The organism is Mucilaginibacter ginsenosidivorax, from assembly GCF_007971525.1.
Taxonomy (GTDB): domain Bacteria; phylum Bacteroidota; class Bacteroidia; order Sphingobacteriales; family Sphingobacteriaceae; genus Mucilaginibacter; species Mucilaginibacter ginsenosidivorax.
In genome coordinates, this window is sequence record NZ_CP042437.1 from 6,265,191 (window position 1) to 6,283,308 (window position 18,118).

The following is an 18,118-nucleotide window of genomic DNA, read 5'->3' on the forward strand; positions in this document are numbered from 1 at the left end:
AACACTATTCAGAACATTTGAAGGGGCTATCGCGATAACAAAGCTATAATAACACTAAATGCAGCACTTTAAAAAAACAACAGGTAATTATAAAATCAGTTTCATTAAAACTTTCGGCTTGATAGCTTTTTTAATATTACCGGTAACTGTGTTGAGCGCACAGGAACTCCAAAAAAGTGCAGATAACACCGCCATTAGCAGCCCGCAGGTAAAAATTACCGTCGATAAAACTACCGGCACTATTAACTATTTGTTTGCCAACGGTATGCATATGGATAACACGGTGGCTTACGTGCGGGATATAAACTCGGGCTACATATCAACTGCCGATCTTGCTAACCATTCCTGCACAACCCTACAGGTTAACGATAATTTAGGTAAAGGCTTAAACCTTGTTGTTAAGCACAGTGATGCAAAGCACAACATCAGCATCACTCAATCCTTCACCCTTTACCTGGGCAAAGCTTACGCGCTTGTTAATGTAAGCGCAACATCTGCGGGTAAGCCTATCGAAACACGGGATATCAGCCCGATAGCTATCCTGCCGGCCAACAAAGGCAAGCTGTTTATTCCCGGTACCGAGCCGCGCATTTTGGATGTGCCTTTTGATAACGACGATTGGACGCCTACTTTGGAGCGGAGCTGGCCGAAAGGCAACGGGCCCAAAAGCAAAGGCATTAGCTACGAGTTTTTAGCGGTGTACGACCAGCTTAAAAATTCGGGCCTGGTAATAGGTAGCGTAAGCCACGATTTCTGGAAAACAGGTTTATCCTATCAAACCGGAACGCAACTGGGCTATGTTGATTCATTAAACGTTTTTGGCGGTGTGGCTACAGCCGATAATCCGTCCCTCAAATCAGGTTATGGTGGCCTGGATGGTACGCATGACCATGCCGACCATGGTACCATGCTGGGCCAAACCGTAAGCTCGGCCACTATTTATATCTGCGGTTCGGATGATCTGCACGAGGCTTTTAAGGATTATGGCAGGGTAAATTCCATCATCAATGGCAAGCAAACCTGGGAGGGACCGGCCCCTGTTTACTGGAACAGTTTTGGGGTTGAGGGTGTGCTGGGTTACGAAAAGGTAATGATGCCGCCTGCTGTAAACCAGATCTCGGATTTTATCCACTCCATGCCCAATTTTGGCGCTTATTCCAAACCTGTTTTAAGTATCGACTCGTACGACCAGGGTATTTATTCTACCGAGGTTTTAAAATCAATAGGGGAGTATGGCGCAAAAAACGGCCAGCAGATGGGGTTTTATTTTACGCCATTTGCCATGTGGAGCTGGAAGAATGATACTAAAGGGCGCAAGCTGCCGGGCACCGATGTAATGTTTGAGGATGTGCTGTTGCAGGATAAAAACGGAAAGGCTATCATGTACAAAGATGGCGATTGGGGCGCTTATGCCATGGATCCCACGCATCCGGCGGTCAGGCTTTCTATCATATCGCAGTTGAAAAAAGCAAAAGCCATTAACGCTAAATTTATCAAGATAGACTTTTTAACCGCCGGCGCGCTGGAGAGTACCAAACGTTACGATCCTAAAATCCGTACCGGTATACAGGCCTATAACTATGGTATGAAAACCCTGCGCCACCTGGTTGATTCAATTATGGGTAAGGATGTTTTTATCACCCAGGCCATCTCGCCGCTGTTTCCACACCAATATACCCACACGCGGTTTGTATCAACCGATGTATACTCGCACCTGCGCGATGATCAGAAAGGCTTTCCTAACTGGGGCAGTACCGAAGCATCGTTAGCCACAGGATCGCATATGGGCTGGGTGCAGGGCACTTTGTTCCCGTATACCAACCTGGATGTAAGCATCATGAAAAACTTCCAGAAAAACCCTGATCTCAACGAGCAGGAAATAAAAGTACGCCTGTATGCCATGATGGTGATGGGTAGTATTCTGGGCGATGGATCTGATTTCAGGAACCCCATAGCCGCCTACCGGGCACAGGAATTTTTGAATAATAAAAACATAGCCCAATTTTTTAGCGATCCAAAAGCGTTTATCCCCATTAAAACAGCCGATGGCGAAAGCTTTGATCAGCAATTGTCGTTTTACCTGCCGGGCGATACTACTATGCTGGCCTTGTTCAATTTCGACCTTAAAAATGATTTTAAACAATTGTTTAGCAGGCAGGCCTTGGGCCTTGATGCGCATAAAAAATACGAATTCCGCGATTTTATGACCGATAAGGCAATTGGTGAATTAAAAGCTGAGGCCCAAACATTTAGCATGGCCGCCAACACAGGCGATGCCTTGCTGGTAAAAATAGTAGCGGTAAATTAATGATAAAAATAAATGGTAATATTATGCCACCAGTTAAACATAGCCAACCTAAAAAATGAGTAGTTCAAAAAGCTTTAACAGCAGTTATATTATTGGCATTTCCTTTATCTCGGCCCTGGGCGGGTACCTGTTCGGGTTCGATTTTGCCGTGATTTCGGGGGCGTTGCCTTTTCTGCGCACCCAGTTTGCCTTAACGCCGGTATGGGAGGGTTTTTTAACCGGGTCACTGGCTTTGGGCTGCATAGTTGGCTGTTTACTGGCCGGTAACATTGCCGATAAATATGGCCGTAAACCGGGGCTTATCATCGCTGCATTAATTTTCGCAGTATCATCTATCGGGATAGCGTTTTCTGCATCTTTAACTTACTTCTTAATCCTGCGCTTTGCCGCCGGGATAGGCGTGGGGATGGCCTCTATGCTTTGCCCCATGTATATTGCCGAAGTTTCGCCGGCCGAAGTGCGTGGCCGAAACGTAGCTATTAACCAGCTTACGGTGGTTATCGGCATATTAATAACCAACCTGGTCAATTACTTTTTGGCCAATCATGGTGCCGATTCATGGCGCTGGATGTTTGGCCTGGGTGCCGTACCATCGGCCATATTTTTAATCGGCGTTACCTGGCTGCCCGAAAGCCCAAGATGGCTCATGAAATCCGGTCAGCCTGATAAAGCCAGGGTTATCCTCAACAAAATTGGCTCCCCCGATTTTGCCGAATCAACCTTTAAAGCGGTCGAAAAATCATTGATGGGGTCAACCAAACAATCATACGCCATGGTGTTTGAAAAGGCCGTACGCCCTGCCGTGGTGGTCGGTATTACGCTGGCTGTGTTTCAGCAGTTTTGCGGTATCAACGTGGTATTTAACTATACATCTACCATATTTGAATCGGTAGGCGCTAACCTGAACCGGCAATTGTTCGAGACTGTGGCCATAGGCGTGGTGAACCTGGTATTTACTTTATTAGCCATGTGGCAGGTTGATAAACTGGGTCGCCGGCCACTGATGCTTTGGGGCGCGCTGGGCTTATCTGTATTGTATATTATACTCGCCTTTCTGCTGCAAAACCATTTCCCGGCGGGGCTGGTATCCATATTTGTGTTGCTGGCTATCAGTACCTATGCTATTTCGCTGGCCCCGGTAACGTGGGTGCTTATTTCCGAGATTTTCCCCAATAAAATTCGCGGTGTAGCGTCATCGGTAGCTATCGTATCCTTATGGCTGGCCTATTTTATTCTTGTATTTACATTTCCTATACTGGCCAAAATATTAGGTGCCTACGGGCCATTTTACCTGTACGCAGGCATCTGTTTTGCGGGCTTCCTTTTTGTAAAAACAAAAGTGAAAGAAACCAAGGGCCAAACTTTAGAAGAGTTAGAAGACAATTTAATAAGACATTAAAATATAATACATAGTATGCAAAGTTCAACTGTTTCCGTTTGGGAAGAGCAAGTAATTATCCCCACTTATGGTGTTGGCAAGCCTGATAAAAACCCCATGTTTTTTGAAAAACGGGTTTACCAGGGTAGCAGTGGGGTGGTTTATCCAAACCCGGTGATTGAGAAAATTGCCGACGAAAAAGAAGATAAAGAATACACAGGCCTGTTCCTGGAGAATAAATACCTTAAAGTGATGATACTGCCGCAGTTAGGCGGCCGCATTCAGACAGCGTTTGATAAGGTTAAACAACGCCACTTTATTTACCATAACCAGGTAATTAAGCCTGCGCTGGTAGGCTTAACCGGCCCCTGGATTTCGGGCGGCATCGAATTTAATTGGCCGCAGCACCACAGGCCCAGTACCTTCGATCCGGTTGATTACAAGCTGGAAGAGCATGCCGATGGCAGCAAAACCGTTTGGGTGAACGAGGTGGAGCGCATGTTTCATACCAAAGGCATGGCCGGTTTTACCCTGCATCCCGATACGGCCTATATCGAAATAAAAGCCAAGCTGTTTAACCGCTCGGCCCTGCCCCAAACCTTTTTATGGTGGGCAAACCCGGCGGTAAAAGTGAATGACTATTACCAATCGGTTTTTCCGCCCGATGTAAACGCCGTTTTTGACCACGGTAAACGCGATGTATCCGATTTTCCGATAGCAACCGGTACTTACTACAAGGTTGATTATTCGCCGGGTACCGATATCTCGATGTACAAAAATATCCCGGTACCTACATCATACATGGCCATTAACTCCGATTATGATTTTGTGGGTGGATATGAGCACGATACCGAAGCCGGTTTACTGCACGTGGCCAATCACCATGTATCGCCCGGTAAAAAACAATGGACCTGGGGCCACAGCGATTTTGGCCAGGCCTGGGACAGGAACCTCACCGACGAGGATGGCCCATACATTGAACTGATGACGGGCGTATTCACCGATAACCAGCCCGATTTTAGCTGGCTGATGCCCTACGAAGAAAAAACCTTTACCCAGTATTTTTTGCCCTACCGCGAACTGGGCATGGTAAAAAACGCATCTAAGGATATCCTGTTAGCTTTAAGCAAAAACGGCGATAAAGTGACCATCAAAGTGCAGGTAACATCGGCCCAAACAGACCTGCATATCAGCCTCAGTTATAAGGGCGAAGAGCTGTTTGCACACACAGGTACAATTGTGCCTGAGGTTGTTTTTGTACAGGAATTGACGGTAGCTGCAGGTTTGGATGAGAATGCGCTACTGCTCATCATCACCAATAGCAGCAACCAGGAAGTATTGCGCTACGAACCGGCTAAAAACAAAAAGAACGAAATGCCCATCCCGGCTAAGCCCGCTTTGGAGCCTGCCGATGTGGAAAGTGTGGAGCAATTGTTTCTGACCGCGCAGCATTTGGAGCAATACCGCCATGCCACATACAGCCCGGTGCCTTACTATGAAGAAGCCCTGCGCCGCGAACCAACCGATATCCGGAACAACAACGCTTTGGGTAAATGGTACATCCGCAAGGGGCAGTTTGCCAAAGCCGAGCCTTTTTTACGGCAGGCTGTTGAAACCGGCATTCAGCGTAACCCTAATCCATACGACAGCGAACCTTATTACAACCTGGGTTTATGCTTAAAATATTTGGGCAGGGCCGATGAAGCTTATACGGTATTCTACAAATCAACCTGGAGCAATGCCTGGAAAGATACCGGCTTTTTTGAGGTAGCCAAAACAGATATGGCCCGTGGTCACTTTGCGTTGGCCTTGGATCATATTAACCAATCGCTGGATAGAAACGCCAATAACAGCAAGGCCTATGTAATAAAAATGGCGGCCCTGCGCAACCTGAAACAGCTGGATAAAGCCTTGCAGGTAGCAGATATTGCCCTGGAAAGGGATAGCTTTAACCTGGGTGTTATTTTTGAGAAAATACAGGCTTATAAATTATTAGGCGAGGCCGATAAAATGGCAGCTTGCATTGATGAGCTGATAGTGCTTTCGCGTAACGACGATCAGAATTATCTTGAATACGCGCTTGATCATGCGGCTGCCGGTTTGTATGGCGAGGCCAACCAGTTATTGCAATTAGCTTTAAAAGATGGCGGCAACAACCCGATGGTTTATTATAGCCTGGGATATTTCAGTTATAAAAACGATTTAGCTGATGTTGCTAAACAATGGTTTAAAAAAGCCGCCGCTGCCGATCCATACCTGTGCTTTCCTAACCGCTTGGATGAGGTGAATATCCTGCAGCTGGCTATGGAGCTTAACCCGGTTGATGCTAAAGCGCCTTACTATTTGGGTAACCTGTTTTATGATAAGCGCCAGTATGATGATGCCGTAAGCAACTGGGAAAAAGCAGCAAAGCTGGATGAAACTTTCCCTACGGTGTACAGGAATTTGGCTATTGCCTATTTTAACAAGCAAAACAATGTCGAAAAAGCGCTAAGCTATTTTGAAAGGGCTTTTGAACTGGATAAAACCGATGCCCGCGTGCTGATGGAGCTGGATCAGCTTTATAAAAGGCTCAACTATCCTGTTGATAAAAGGCTGAAGCAGCTGGAAGATAACCTTGAAGTTGCCGAACAACGCGACGACGTCTACCTGGAACGGGTAACGCTTTACAATTTAACAGGCGAGTACGATAAGGCACTCGGTTTGTTGATGAAACGCCAGTTTCACCCATGGGAGGGCGGCGAAGGTAAGGCATCTGGCCAGTACGTGTTTAGCCTGGTGCAGTTGGCTAAACAATATATTGACGAGGGCGACTTTAATAAAGCCGTTGCCAACCTAAACATGGCCAAAAGCTATCCGCATAATTTAGGCGAGGGTAAACTATTTGGCACACAGGAAAACGATATCGACTACTGGCTGGGCCGCGCTTACGAGGGGTTGAACCAGGCTGATGCCGCTAAACACTATTTTACCCAATCAACCATCGGTTTGGATGAGCCGTCGGCCGCTGTGTTTTATAACGATCAGCAGCCCGATAAGATCTTTTACCAGGGCCTAAGCTGGAAAAAACTGGGCGACCAGGAGCATGCCAAACAGATTTTTGATAAGCTGATAGCCTATGGCAAAGCCCATGAAAACGATGTAGTGAAAATAGATTACTTTGCCGTATCTCTCCCCAATCTGCTCATCTTCGACGACGATTTAAACCTGCGCAACACCATTCACACTTACTTTTTACAGGGATTAGGAATGCTGGGTTTGCATGAGTTTGATGCTGCGCTGGCCCTGTTTACCAAAGTGCTGCAACTTGATAGTGCCCATGCCGGTGCAAAGGCCCATTTGGAGATGACCAAACAGCAATTGAACGTGACAAACTATTAATTTAGTCTTAAGTTCGGAGTCTTAAGTTTTAAGTCAGAAAATGCCAGAGCAGCATTTGGGACTTACGACTTAAGGCTTCTGGCTAAATAACTTATGCATCAATTAATCAAGCTAAATAGTTTTAGCTTAATTAAATATGTGTTATAATTACAATAATATAATTTACCTTGAGCCATAAAACCAACCAAATCATGATCAAAAGCCAAAACAGGATATCGCAACAGGAATGGGGCGAACATGTTGGCTGTAAGGTTTACTTTTTCAGGCTCGAAAATAGTTCAGGGGCATATGTGGAGCTTACCAATTATGGCGCTACACTGGTATCAGCAGTAGTGCCGGATAAGGCGGGAAACCTGGAAAATGTAATATTAGGCTACCATTCATTACCGGGCTGTATTGCCGACGAATGCTATTTAGGTGCCACCATAGGCCGCTTTGCCAACAGGATTGGCGGGGCGGAATTTACTTTGAACGGAACAGTGTACCACCTGGACGCCAATGATGGCAACAACTCCAACCATGGCGGCAATGCCGGCTTTAATACCCGGGTTTTTGATTATCAAATAACCGAAAGTGGCGTAGCCTTTAGCCTGCTGAGTAAGGATGGTGATGGCGGCTACCCCGGAGACCTTAAACTGGTAGTAACTTATGAGTGGACTGATGATAATGAACTGAAAATCAAATACCAGGCCACAGCCGACAAGCAAACGGTGGCCAATTTTACCAACCACGCTTACTTCAATCTATCTGCCGGTGAGGGTGGTATTTTTGACCATACCCTTAAAGTTTATGCAGATAATGTACTGGACGTTGATGCCGCCTACGTGCCAACCGGCCTGGTAAAACCAGCCGGCAAAAGGACTTTAAATGGCGAAGTATTAAGGGATAAAATGATGGCCGGCGGCGATACCATTAACGGTTATAACAATTGCTTTTTGCTGCAAAACGATGCCCGGCATACCCTGAAACCCGCCGCGCTGCTTATAGATAACGCCTCGGGGCGCCAGGTTGAAGTTGCTACTTCCTACCCATCGGTAGTGGTATATACCGGCGATTATCTCCGAAGCAAAATTCCCGGAAATTATTCAAGGCCATACCGGCCTTTTGATGGCTTGTGCCTGGAGTGCCAGCATTATCCCGATAGCCCCAATCATGCTCATTTTCCATCGGCCATATTAAACCCCGGCGAAGCCTTTTGCCAGGTTATTGTGTACAAATTTGGGGTGGTAGCTTAAGTTTTCCCTGCTTTTTTATAAGCAGCTCTTTTTGTATAAAAAAACAATACTTTTTTATACAAATGAGATACTAATGCTATACTTTTTTTCAAAAAATTCACAAAAAGTATCAACTTTTTCGCACTCCCCAAAGTGCTGTTTTTTCATGTGGCAGGTAATTAATGGACTAACCCATTTTGATGGCCAAAAATCATAAAATTGTCCATCCTTTTTGAAAGTAAATCCATTTTTTGGTGCGCGCTCCCCACCTACATTTACAGAACCAATTATTAACTAAACCCATAAAGTATGTGAAGATTTTGACTCTTGACCCCAGGGGAGAAAAGCAGAACTACCAATTATAAAAAGCCAGGGAAGTATCCGCCCGATGTGATTTATGGAATTTGACAAGCGACCCTAAAAGTGGGCGTACACTATTTTCATATCTCCGAATTAACACCCAGGCCCACTCCTTAAAAAGATATTGCTTTTTTTTCGCCAATAACTGATCCTGCATTTGAAAACAAATATTTGATCGCAAACCAATTAATGAATAACAAATTATGAACCAAATTTTATGAAGCCACTTTACATTTTTAGTAAACTACTTTCAAAAAATAACAGGCACCTTATCCTGGGGCGTTGCACTATCCTTTTTGTGCTTACCCTGTTTTTTGGCAGTGCCTATTCGCAAACCAGGGTTACCGTTACAGGTAAGGTAACCGATACCCTTGGCGTAAAAATACAGGGTGCTACCATATTGGCCGAAAACGTTAAAAATATCTCGACGTCGACGGATGAGAACGGCCGCTTTGTGCTGGATGTGCCCGTAGGTACATCATTACGTATCAGCTTTGTGGGTTTTACCGAGCAGCACGTTGTTGTTACTGCCGATAAAAAGATCTTCAACATCATCCTGAAAGAAAACAAGCTGATTGCCGAAGAAGTTGTAGTAACAGCCTTTGGTAAAAAGGAACGCAAGGAAGCGCTGGTAGGTTCGGTAACCAGCATAAAGCCCGGCGAACTTAAAATACCGGCAAGTAACTTAACCAATGCTTTGGCAGGGCAGGCAGCCGGTATTATTGCCTACCAGCGCAGTGGCCAGCCGGGGCAGGATAACGCCTCCTTCTTCATCAGGGGGGTAACTACCTTCGGTTACAAACGTGACCCGCTTATTTTGATTGATAACGTGGAGCTATCCACCAATGACCTGGCACGCTTAAATGTGGATGATATTGCCAGCTTCTCTATCCTGAAAGATGCCAGTGCTACGGCCCTGTATGGTGCACGCGGTGCAAACGGTGTTATTTTGGTAAGCACTAAAGAGGGTAAGGAAGGCGCGCCCAAAATCAATTTCCGGTCGGAATATTCATCATCTCAATCAACAAAGACGTTGGACCTTGTGGACCCGATCCAGTACATGAACCTGTACAACGAGGCCACGCTAACCCGCGACCCTAAATTGCCCCTGCCTTTCCCCGAAAGCAAGATCAGGAACACGCAGAATACCATAAACGGCACACCCGGCAGCAACCAATATGTATACCCCGCTGTGGATTGGCTTAACCTGTTGTTTAAAAAACGTGCCACTACCGAGCGTAATAATCTTAGCGTAAGCGGTGGCGGTAATATTGCCCGCTACTATATAGCAGGAGCGTATAATGTTGATAACGGGGTATTGAAGAACGATATCCGCAACAATAACAACAATAACGTTAAGTTTAAAAATTACCAGTTACGTTCAAACATCAACGTAAACATGACCAAGACTACCGAGGTAGTGGTAAGGCTATCAGGTACGTTTAGCGAGTATAACGGGCCTATTACTACCGATGGTTCCTTCGCGTCCGATTTATATAACGTGGCCATCCATACCAGCCCCGTATTGTTCCCGGCTTATTTCCCGGCCGATTCGGCGAACCTGAACGCCCAGCACATCCTGTTTGGTAATACCGGGTTAACAGGTGGCTCCACGAGCAACAGTATCTCCTACAATAACCCTTACGCGTCATTATTGCGCGGGCATAAAAACTCGTCAGAGTCAAGGATGTCGGCCCAGCTGGAATTAAACCAAAACCTTAAGTTTATTACCGATGGTTTAAAATTCAGGGGGATATTTAATACCAACAGGTATTCTTATTTCACATCCCAATCGGCCTATTCGCCTTTTTACTATAACGTTAATACCTACGATAAGGAGACCAACAAGTATACCCTTACCTGGCTTAACCCGCAGCCAACCGGCTACAACGTGGCGCAGGAATACCTGAGCTATTCGCCGGGCGGCACGCAGGTAAATACTTTTATTTATTTGCAGGGCGCGTTGGAGTACGCCAAATCATTCGGCAGCCATACCATAAACACCACATTGATAGGTACACAGCAGCAAACGCTGTATGCCAATGCCGGCGATTTGTTATCGGCCTTGCCGTATCGCAACCTTGGCCTGGCAGGCAGGGTAACCTACTCTTTTAAAAGCAGGTATTTTGCCGAGTTTAACTTTGGCTATAACGGATCGGAGCGCTTTTCGGCCAATCACCGTTATGGTTTCTTCCCAACCATTGGCGCATCATGGGTTGTATCCAATGAAGACTGGTGGACGCCGGGGATTGTTGATCGCTTAAAAATCCGCGCCAGCCACGGTTTGGTTGGTAACGATGCCATCGGTTCGCAGCGTTTCTTCTACCAATCGGTAGTGCAGTTTAACCAAGGTTATAATTATGCGCAGTTTGGTATCAATAACCAGTACGAGCGTAAAGGGGTAACCATCCAGAACTACGAGAATACCGACGTAACCTGGGAAACCTCGAGGCAAACCAACGTTGCCGTTGAAATGACATTGCTGAAAAATTTCAACATCGTGGCCGAGTTTTATAAAAACCATCGCTATAACATTTTACAGCAACGCGCAAGCATCCCTGTAAGCGAAGGCCTGGAGGCACCAATAAGCGCCAACCTGGGCGTGGTAGATTCAAAGGGTATCGATTTATCTATGGATTATAAGCAAAACTTTGGCAACAGCGCCTGGGCATCAATCCGCGGTAACTTTACCTACTCCAATAACAAATACAGCTACATTGAAGAGCCCGACTATAAAGAGCCATGGCGCCACGCTATTGGCCAGCCCATAAGCCGCGGTTATGGCTACGTTGCCGAACGCTTGTTTGTTGACGACCAGGAAGCGGCAAACTCGCCTACCCAGATCTTTAACGGCAGCGGTATAAAGCCACAGGGCGGCGATATTAAATACCGCGATTTAAACGGCGATGGCAAAATAGATGTATTGGATATGGCCTATCTGGGTTATCCGCAAACGCCCGAAATTGTGTATGGTTTCGGTTTTTCAACCGGCTATAAGGGTTTTGATCTTTCGGCATTTTTCCAGGGACAGGCAAGGGTATCGTTCTTTGTCGATCCTACCAGGGTAAGCCCTTTTATTCAAAGCCCCGATCCTTATGTTTACGGCAATACCCAGGTATTAACCGAGTTTGCCAACAGCCACTGGAGCGAAGAGCACCAGGATTTGTATGCAGCCTATCCGCGCCTGGGTGTTAACTCAACCGTGATATCAAACAACCTGCAGCCAAGCACCTGGTGGCTGCGCGATGGCAGCTTTATGCGCCTTAAATCATTAGAGGTTGGTTATACACTGCCCACACGCATAGCCAAATCATTAAGGGTATCAAACTTAAGAATTTACTTTAACGGCCTGAACTTGCTTACCTGGAGCCCCTTCAAACTATGGGATCCTGAGCAGGGTGGTAACGGCTTTGCGTACCCGATACAAAAAGTATACAACATAGGCTTAAACGTGAATTTATAATTAACAGAAAAAAGCAGAAGATATGAAATCGTCATATTATAAATTGATTTGTGTGATTGTGCTGTGTTCCATGAGCCTTTCATGTAAAAAATACCTTGATGTTACCCCCGATAATGTGGGCACGCTTGAATATGCCTTCAGGAACCGTAACGAGGCCGAAAACTACCTGTTTTCGTGCTACGCTACCATGACGCAGATGAACAACGTGGTAAACGATCCGGGTTTTGCAACATCGTCAGAAATTGTGTACCCCAACACCCTGAACGATCACTACTTTAACGAGGTGGGCTTTAACATGATCAGGGGCCTGCAAACCACCGCAAACCCAAGCATCAACTACTGGGATGGCACCAACGGGGGCAGTAATTTGTTCCAGGCCATCAGGAGGTGTAACATCATGCTCGAAAACATTGATAAGCCTATTGATTTAAGCGCATCAGAAAAAAAACGATGGATTGCCGAGGTTAAATTTTTAAAGGCCTACTACCATTATTACATGATAAGGATGTACGGGCCCATTATTTTAATAAAAACCAATAACCCGGTTAATGCCAGCACAGCCGATGTAAAACGCAGCCGCTCGTCGGTTGATGAATCATTTGCCTACGTGGTATCGTTATTGGATGAAGCCATACCCGATTTGCCGCCTGTTATTGAAAGCCAGGCTACCGAGTTTGGCCGCATTACCAAATTTATAGCCATGAGCGTAAAGGCCGAGGTTTTAACCACGGCTGCAAGTCCGCTGTTTAACGGCAACCCCGACTATGCCAATTTTAAGGATAATACAGGCAAGCTGCTTTTTTCGTCAAGTGCCGATGCCAATAAATGGAAACTGGCTGCCGATGCCTGTAAAGCCGCTATCACCGAGTGCGAGGCGCAGGGCCTGCACCTGTACACTACGCCGCCAACGGTAAGTGTGGGCAATGTATCAGATAAGCTGAAAAAGGTATTAACCCTGCAGGCCATGATCACCGATAAATGGGAGCAAAACCCCGAGCTGATCTGGGCCTTAAATTACGGTTTTGGTTACCAGGGCTTTACTATCCCAAGGATGACGGATAAATCCGAAAGCCTGGCATCAACCTATCCATCAACATTCGCGGTGCCCATTGCAACTGCCGAGCTATATTATACCAGCAATGGTGTGCCCATTAACGAGGATAAAACTTTTGACTATACCAACCGCTATACCCCGCAAACCGGCGATGATGCCAATGGCTCGTACATCAAATCGGGCTATCAAACGGCAAAAGGCCACTTTAACCGCGAACTGCGTTTTTATGCCAGCATTGGTTTTGATGGCGGCATCTGGTTTGGCAACGGCAAGCTGGATGAAAGCAGCGCTTATTATGTGCAGGCCCGTGGCCCTTACGCATTAGCGGGGCCTAAAAGTTTAAGCGCCACCAATATTACCGGTATGTGGCCAAAAAAACTGGCCAACTACCTGTCGGTTTATGATGAGGTTTTTACCGCTGTTGATTTTCATATGCCGCGGATGCGCCTGGCGGGCCTTTACCTGCTGTATGCCGAAGCGCTTAATGAATCGCAGGGGCCTGTTGCCGAAGTTTTTACTTACATAGATAAAGTAAGGGCAAGGGCAGGCTTGGGCGGCGTACAGGCTTCATGGGGCAGCTATTCAAAAACACCCGACAAGCCAAATACCAAAGATGGCCTGCGCGAAATTATCCACCGCGAAAGAAGGATTGAACTATGTTTTGAAGGCCAGGCCGGCTGGGATTTACGCCGCTGGAAAGAGTTGCAGGATGTGCTAAGCAGGCCCATACAAGGCTGGAATGTTAACGAAGGCGATGCCGCGAATTATTACCGCCCGCAAACGGTTATTATACCCGTGTTTGGGATTAAGGATTATTTATGGCCTATCCAGACAAGCGATATTGTAGTGGATAACAACCTTAACCAAAACCCATACTGGTAGTTTACCGGTGCTGTAAAAATTTCAAATGATTAATATTAAAATATAAATTATGAAAAAGATCAATAACCGCAGATCCCTTTCAGTTTTGCTGTTAGCGCCCGTTTTGCTCATGATGCTTTTTGCGTCCTGTAAAAAAGCCGAGTCGAACATCGAGGTGGTATCCAACGATCCTACCAAACCGGGGCCTGTAACCAATGTTAACGTAACCAATTTAAACGGCAGCGCCAGGTTAACCTACACCTTGCCCAATTCAAAAAACCTGCTGTACGTTTTGGCCAAATACGCCATTAACGATAAAACCGTGCGCGAAACCAAGGCCAGCTATTATACCGATACCATTACGGTTGATGGCTTTGCCCGCGCCCAGGAGTACACGGTTACCCTGTATGCCGTAAGCCGTGCCAATATCATGTCCGATCCGGTTACCGTAAAGGTAAACCCGCTTACACCAAACTATCAGCTGGTTAACGCGGCACTAAACATTACTGCCGATTTTGGCGGCGCAAACTTTTTTGGCCTCAACCCCAATAAAGCGCCCATTGCCATGCATGTGCTTACGTTTAACACCAAAACCAACAAGTACGATGAGCAGGACCCTAACTACATTAGTACCGATACCGTTAACTTTTCGGTACGTGGCTTTAGCGCCGTAGCCACCAAGTTTGGCGTTTACACTACCGACAGGTTTGGCAACCACTCTGATACCTTGTTTAAAACATTAACACCACTGTATGAAACCCTGCTGGATAAAAGCAAGTTTTATGTATACCACCTGGCCAGCGATAGCCCTATTGGTTACGGCTGGGAGTTAAAATACCTGTTTGATGGCAGCACCAATGAACCGGGCTGGCATACTTTAGGCGCGCCAACCAACCAGTGTACATTCGGTTTGGGCGTAACCGCCAAGCTGAGCCGTTTTGTGCTGTGGGAAAGGCTTAACAGTATCTATTCGTACCAAAACATCCAGAACTTCACCCTATGGGGTACCACGGTTGATAACCCGCATGATTCTGTTTTGCCAAAAAACTCGGCACCGGGCACCATATCCGGCGATTGGGTTAACCTGGGCAACTTCGTGTTTCCGCCGCCGCCGTCGGGCCTGCCAAATAACCAGGCCAACGCATCTGATCTGGCCTTTGTTGCCGCTGGCGTAAACTTTGCTATTCCGTTTGCTGCGCCGGCTACCAAATATATCAGGCTGGATGTATCGCGCACGTTTGGTGGCTTAAACTATGTAAACGCAATTGAAGTATCGTTATACGGCAATCCTTTGTAATACAACGTGTTGTTAACATTAAAAATTAAGAAAATGAAAATTAATTTCAAGGTTGCTGTTTTCTTTTTGCTGTACCTGTCGCTGGCCGGTTGCAAAAAATACGATACAGACTATAAATCTTTTTTAGATCATCACGAGGTAACTTACCCTGGCCTGGCCAGCGGGGTTACCTACCATACCGGCAATTTGCGGGCCGTGCTGGTTTGGCACCCCAGCCCCGATCCAAGTATCAAAAACTACGTGGTAAGCTGGAATAATGGCAGCGATTCGGTAGTTGTTAATGCTACCTCGCATAGTCCGGCCGATTCAATTACCGTGTCAATCCCCAATTTAAAAGAGTATGTATATACTTTCACCATCGTAGCACATGATAACGATGGCAACAAATCTGTAGGGCAGGATTTAAACAACGTGCGGGTGTATGGTCCATCATATATATCGGCGCTGTTTAACCGGGGGTATAATACGGCAAACCCATATTCGTTAAATGATGACGGCACCGTAACGTTAAACTTTAACAAGGCCGATACGGGTAACGTATCAACCACTATTTTATATACCAATAAGCTTGGCGCTGCTACCCAAAAATCATTCGGGCCTAATGATAACTCGGTAACTTTAACCGATTATAAACTGGGCAGCCCAATAAGTTACCAGTCGGCATATAAACCAACGCCCGACGCGGTGGATGCGTTTCCGGTAAAAACTGCCGATAGCTTCCCAACCATTTATAATATTGTGGAATGCGATAAATCATTGTTCAAGGCCTATAACCTGCCAACAGATGTGCCATCGGCCTACGGCTGGGAAACATATTACCTGTGGGATAAAAGTACCGGCGAACCTGGTTTTCATACCCCCGGCCAAAATTTCCCTATCTGGTTCACGTTTGACATGGGGCAATCGGCATCGCTGGCCAAAATGAAAATCTGGCAGCGCGAATCGGGCCTGTATAACTATGGCAATCCAAAACGCTTCGAAATTTACGGCAGCAATAACCCAAGCTCAAACGGCGACTTTAGCAATTGGGTAAAGCTTGCCAGCTTCACTTCGGTTAAACCATCGGGACTGCCTGTTGGCCAAAACACCGATGCCGACCTTGCGTTTGAACGCGCCGGCGAGCCATTTACCTTCCCGGCTAATTTGGCGCCATACCGCTACATCCGGTTTAAGGTACTGGAAACATGGGGCGGCGGCAACTACTTCCACCTGTGCGAGCTAACGATGTACAAAACAGATAAATAATGGGTTTATAAATTGGTTAAATGTAGCCGGTAACTGTAATGGTTGCCGGCTTTTTTGTTTTGGGGCGACGGCTTTTTTGTAGAGACGCATCACATGCGTCTCCCTCATGCAAATCATCCCGCAGTAATGGTTGCCGGTTTTTTTGTTAGGAAAAATGTGGCAAAAAGCGGAGGGAAAGCGCGAATCCCCTCTCGAGAGGGGCGGAGGGGTGTGTTTATGCGAGCGAAGGTTGAACGCTGGTGAACACACCTTTGCTACTGCTAAATCCCGAGCCCGCCTCTTGAGAGTAAATAAAAATGAGATATTCTAACAAGGCGTCTTCACTTCTTTTTAGCGGTATCCGGCCCGTAAAAAGTTGTTCCGCCAATTTGGGTGGTTATTTTTAGTTTTTGGGTGGTGGCCACTTTATCTTTTTTAACCAAGGCCAGGTATTTTTTTAAGATGGCCTTTTGCCGCGGCGTTCCTTCTTTTGCTATATGGGTTAACTGGTCATGAAAGGCATCTACAAACAGGGTGTCGTTCCCAAAATCTCCAAAACAGGCTATCTTTTTGGCGGTAAGTTCTTCAGGGTCATTTTGTTGGAGCGAAATATCAGGTTTATAAAGCCGGCGTTTATTATCCCATATGTAATTTACACCGCCTTCTCCTTCAATAAGCGAAATGTCAGAGTTTGCACACCAGGGGCAATCGCCTTCGTTAACAGCGCCGGGGAAAAACTTGTATTTATAATTAACCCAAATTTCATCAGCATCTTCGGTGTTAAGGTCGCTGCTGTTAAATTTAAAGCTTGTGCTAACATCCTGGTTAATATATAAGCCCCATCCTTCAATCCGGGCTTCATTAGCCAACTCCAAGCAATGATAAACTCTGTTGTTTATCAGTTTATAAAAACTATAACCATCTGAGTAAACTCCCGAACCGCGTTCATATACCCGCCTGAAGTAGAAAGTTTTGTTTGGCGAAAAGCTGTTAGATACATAAAGTTCCGGCCCCGAATAAAACATGTAAAATTCTTCCAGGTAAACCAGGTACCAGTTACCGGCAATGTTTTTAAATACCGCCATGGAGGGGTAACTCGCATCCCAGCCCATCAGGCATACCAGTTCTTCGCCTGGTTCCTGGTCAAGGTTTATAAACAACGGGTTTAGCAGCGCCATTCCTCTTCTAACCGAATCTACGTCACCCTCATCCTTGATTTTAAGAAGCGAATCGGGTTTGGTATACTTTTCAAATTCGCGCAGTAATAAATTGGCGTGCCTGTGTTTGTAATCAAAATGCCGCACCTTCTCTATCCAGGCCGTTGGTATAGCTATCTTCACATTATAATCGTCGTGCCGGCTGGTGTCCCTGTAAACGTTTTTCTCCGGCTTTGGGGGATTATTATCATGACGGGCACAGCCAAAAAACAAGGGAAATAAAAGCAAAACAACAGCAAAAAAGCGGCGCATGGTTAGGTTGGTATTTGGGTATTAATTTAGCTAATAAGTGCTGTATTTATTTAATGAATTAGAAAAAAATAGCGCCATCTGCAAAGCTCTCAGGCGGGTTAATCTCATG

At 46.0% G+C, this 18,118-nt stretch carries 9 protein-coding genes; 8 read left to right on the plus strand and 1 reads right to left on the minus strand.

The window, feature by feature from the left end; all coding sequences use genetic code 11:
- Window positions 1-58: 58 nt before the first annotated feature.
- From FSB76_RS26165 to FSB76_RS26200, 8 genes are all read left to right on the plus strand, one after another.
- On the plus strand, window positions 59-2,308 hold the full coding sequence (locus tag FSB76_RS26165; RefSeq protein WP_147058682.1) for an alpha-amylase family protein: 2,250 nt from the start codon (window positions 59-61) through the stop codon (window positions 2,306-2,308).
- A gap of 55 nt (window positions 2,309-2,363) precedes the next feature.
- On the plus strand, window positions 2,364-3,707 hold the full coding sequence (locus FSB76_RS26170; RefSeq protein ID WP_147058684.1) for a sugar porter family MFS transporter: 1,344 nt from the start codon (window positions 2,364-2,366) through the stop codon (window positions 3,705-3,707).
- Between the two features lie 15 nt (window positions 3,708-3,722).
- Entirely contained in the window at window positions 3,723-7,067 is a 3,345-nt protein-coding gene (locus tag FSB76_RS26175) for a tetratricopeptide repeat protein (RefSeq protein WP_147058686.1), read from the plus strand.
- A 191-nt stretch (window positions 7,068-7,258) separates the two neighbouring features.
- Entirely contained in the window at window positions 7,259-8,302 is a 1,044-nt protein-coding gene (locus FSB76_RS26180) for an aldose epimerase family protein (RefSeq protein WP_147058688.1), read from the plus strand.
- A gap of 556 nt (window positions 8,303-8,858) precedes the next feature.
- Window positions 8,859-12,104, plus strand: coding sequence for a SusC/RagA family TonB-linked outer membrane protein (locus FSB76_RS26185; protein ID WP_147058690.1), 3,246 nt, complete (start codon window positions 8,859-8,861; stop codon window positions 12,102-12,104).
- A gap of 22 nt (window positions 12,105-12,126) precedes the next feature.
- Window positions 12,127-14,040, plus strand: coding sequence for a RagB/SusD family nutrient uptake outer membrane protein (locus FSB76_RS26190; protein WP_147058692.1), 1,914 nt, complete (start codon window positions 12,127-12,129; stop codon window positions 14,038-14,040).
- Between the two features lie 49 nt (window positions 14,041-14,089).
- A complete protein-coding gene (locus tag FSB76_RS26195; RefSeq protein ID WP_147058694.1) occupies window positions 14,090-15,316 on the plus strand; it encodes a DUF4959 domain-containing protein in 1,227 nt (408 codons plus the stop codon).
- A 33-nt stretch (window positions 15,317-15,349) separates the two neighbouring features.
- Entirely contained in the window at window positions 15,350-16,561 is a 1,212-nt protein-coding gene (locus FSB76_RS26200) for a DUF4998 domain-containing protein (RefSeq protein WP_147058696.1), read from the plus strand.
- A gap of 320 nt (window positions 16,562-16,881) precedes the next feature.
- Here FSB76_RS26200 and FSB76_RS26205 read toward each other — a convergent pair whose 3' ends face one another.
- Window positions 16,882-18,009 carry a hypothetical protein gene (locus tag FSB76_RS26205; protein ID WP_147058698.1) on the minus strand — a complete coding sequence of 376 codons (1,128 nt, stop codon included), beginning with the start codon at window positions 18,007-18,009 and terminating at the stop codon, window positions 16,882-16,884.
- Window positions 18,010-18,118: the final 109 nt, after the last annotated feature.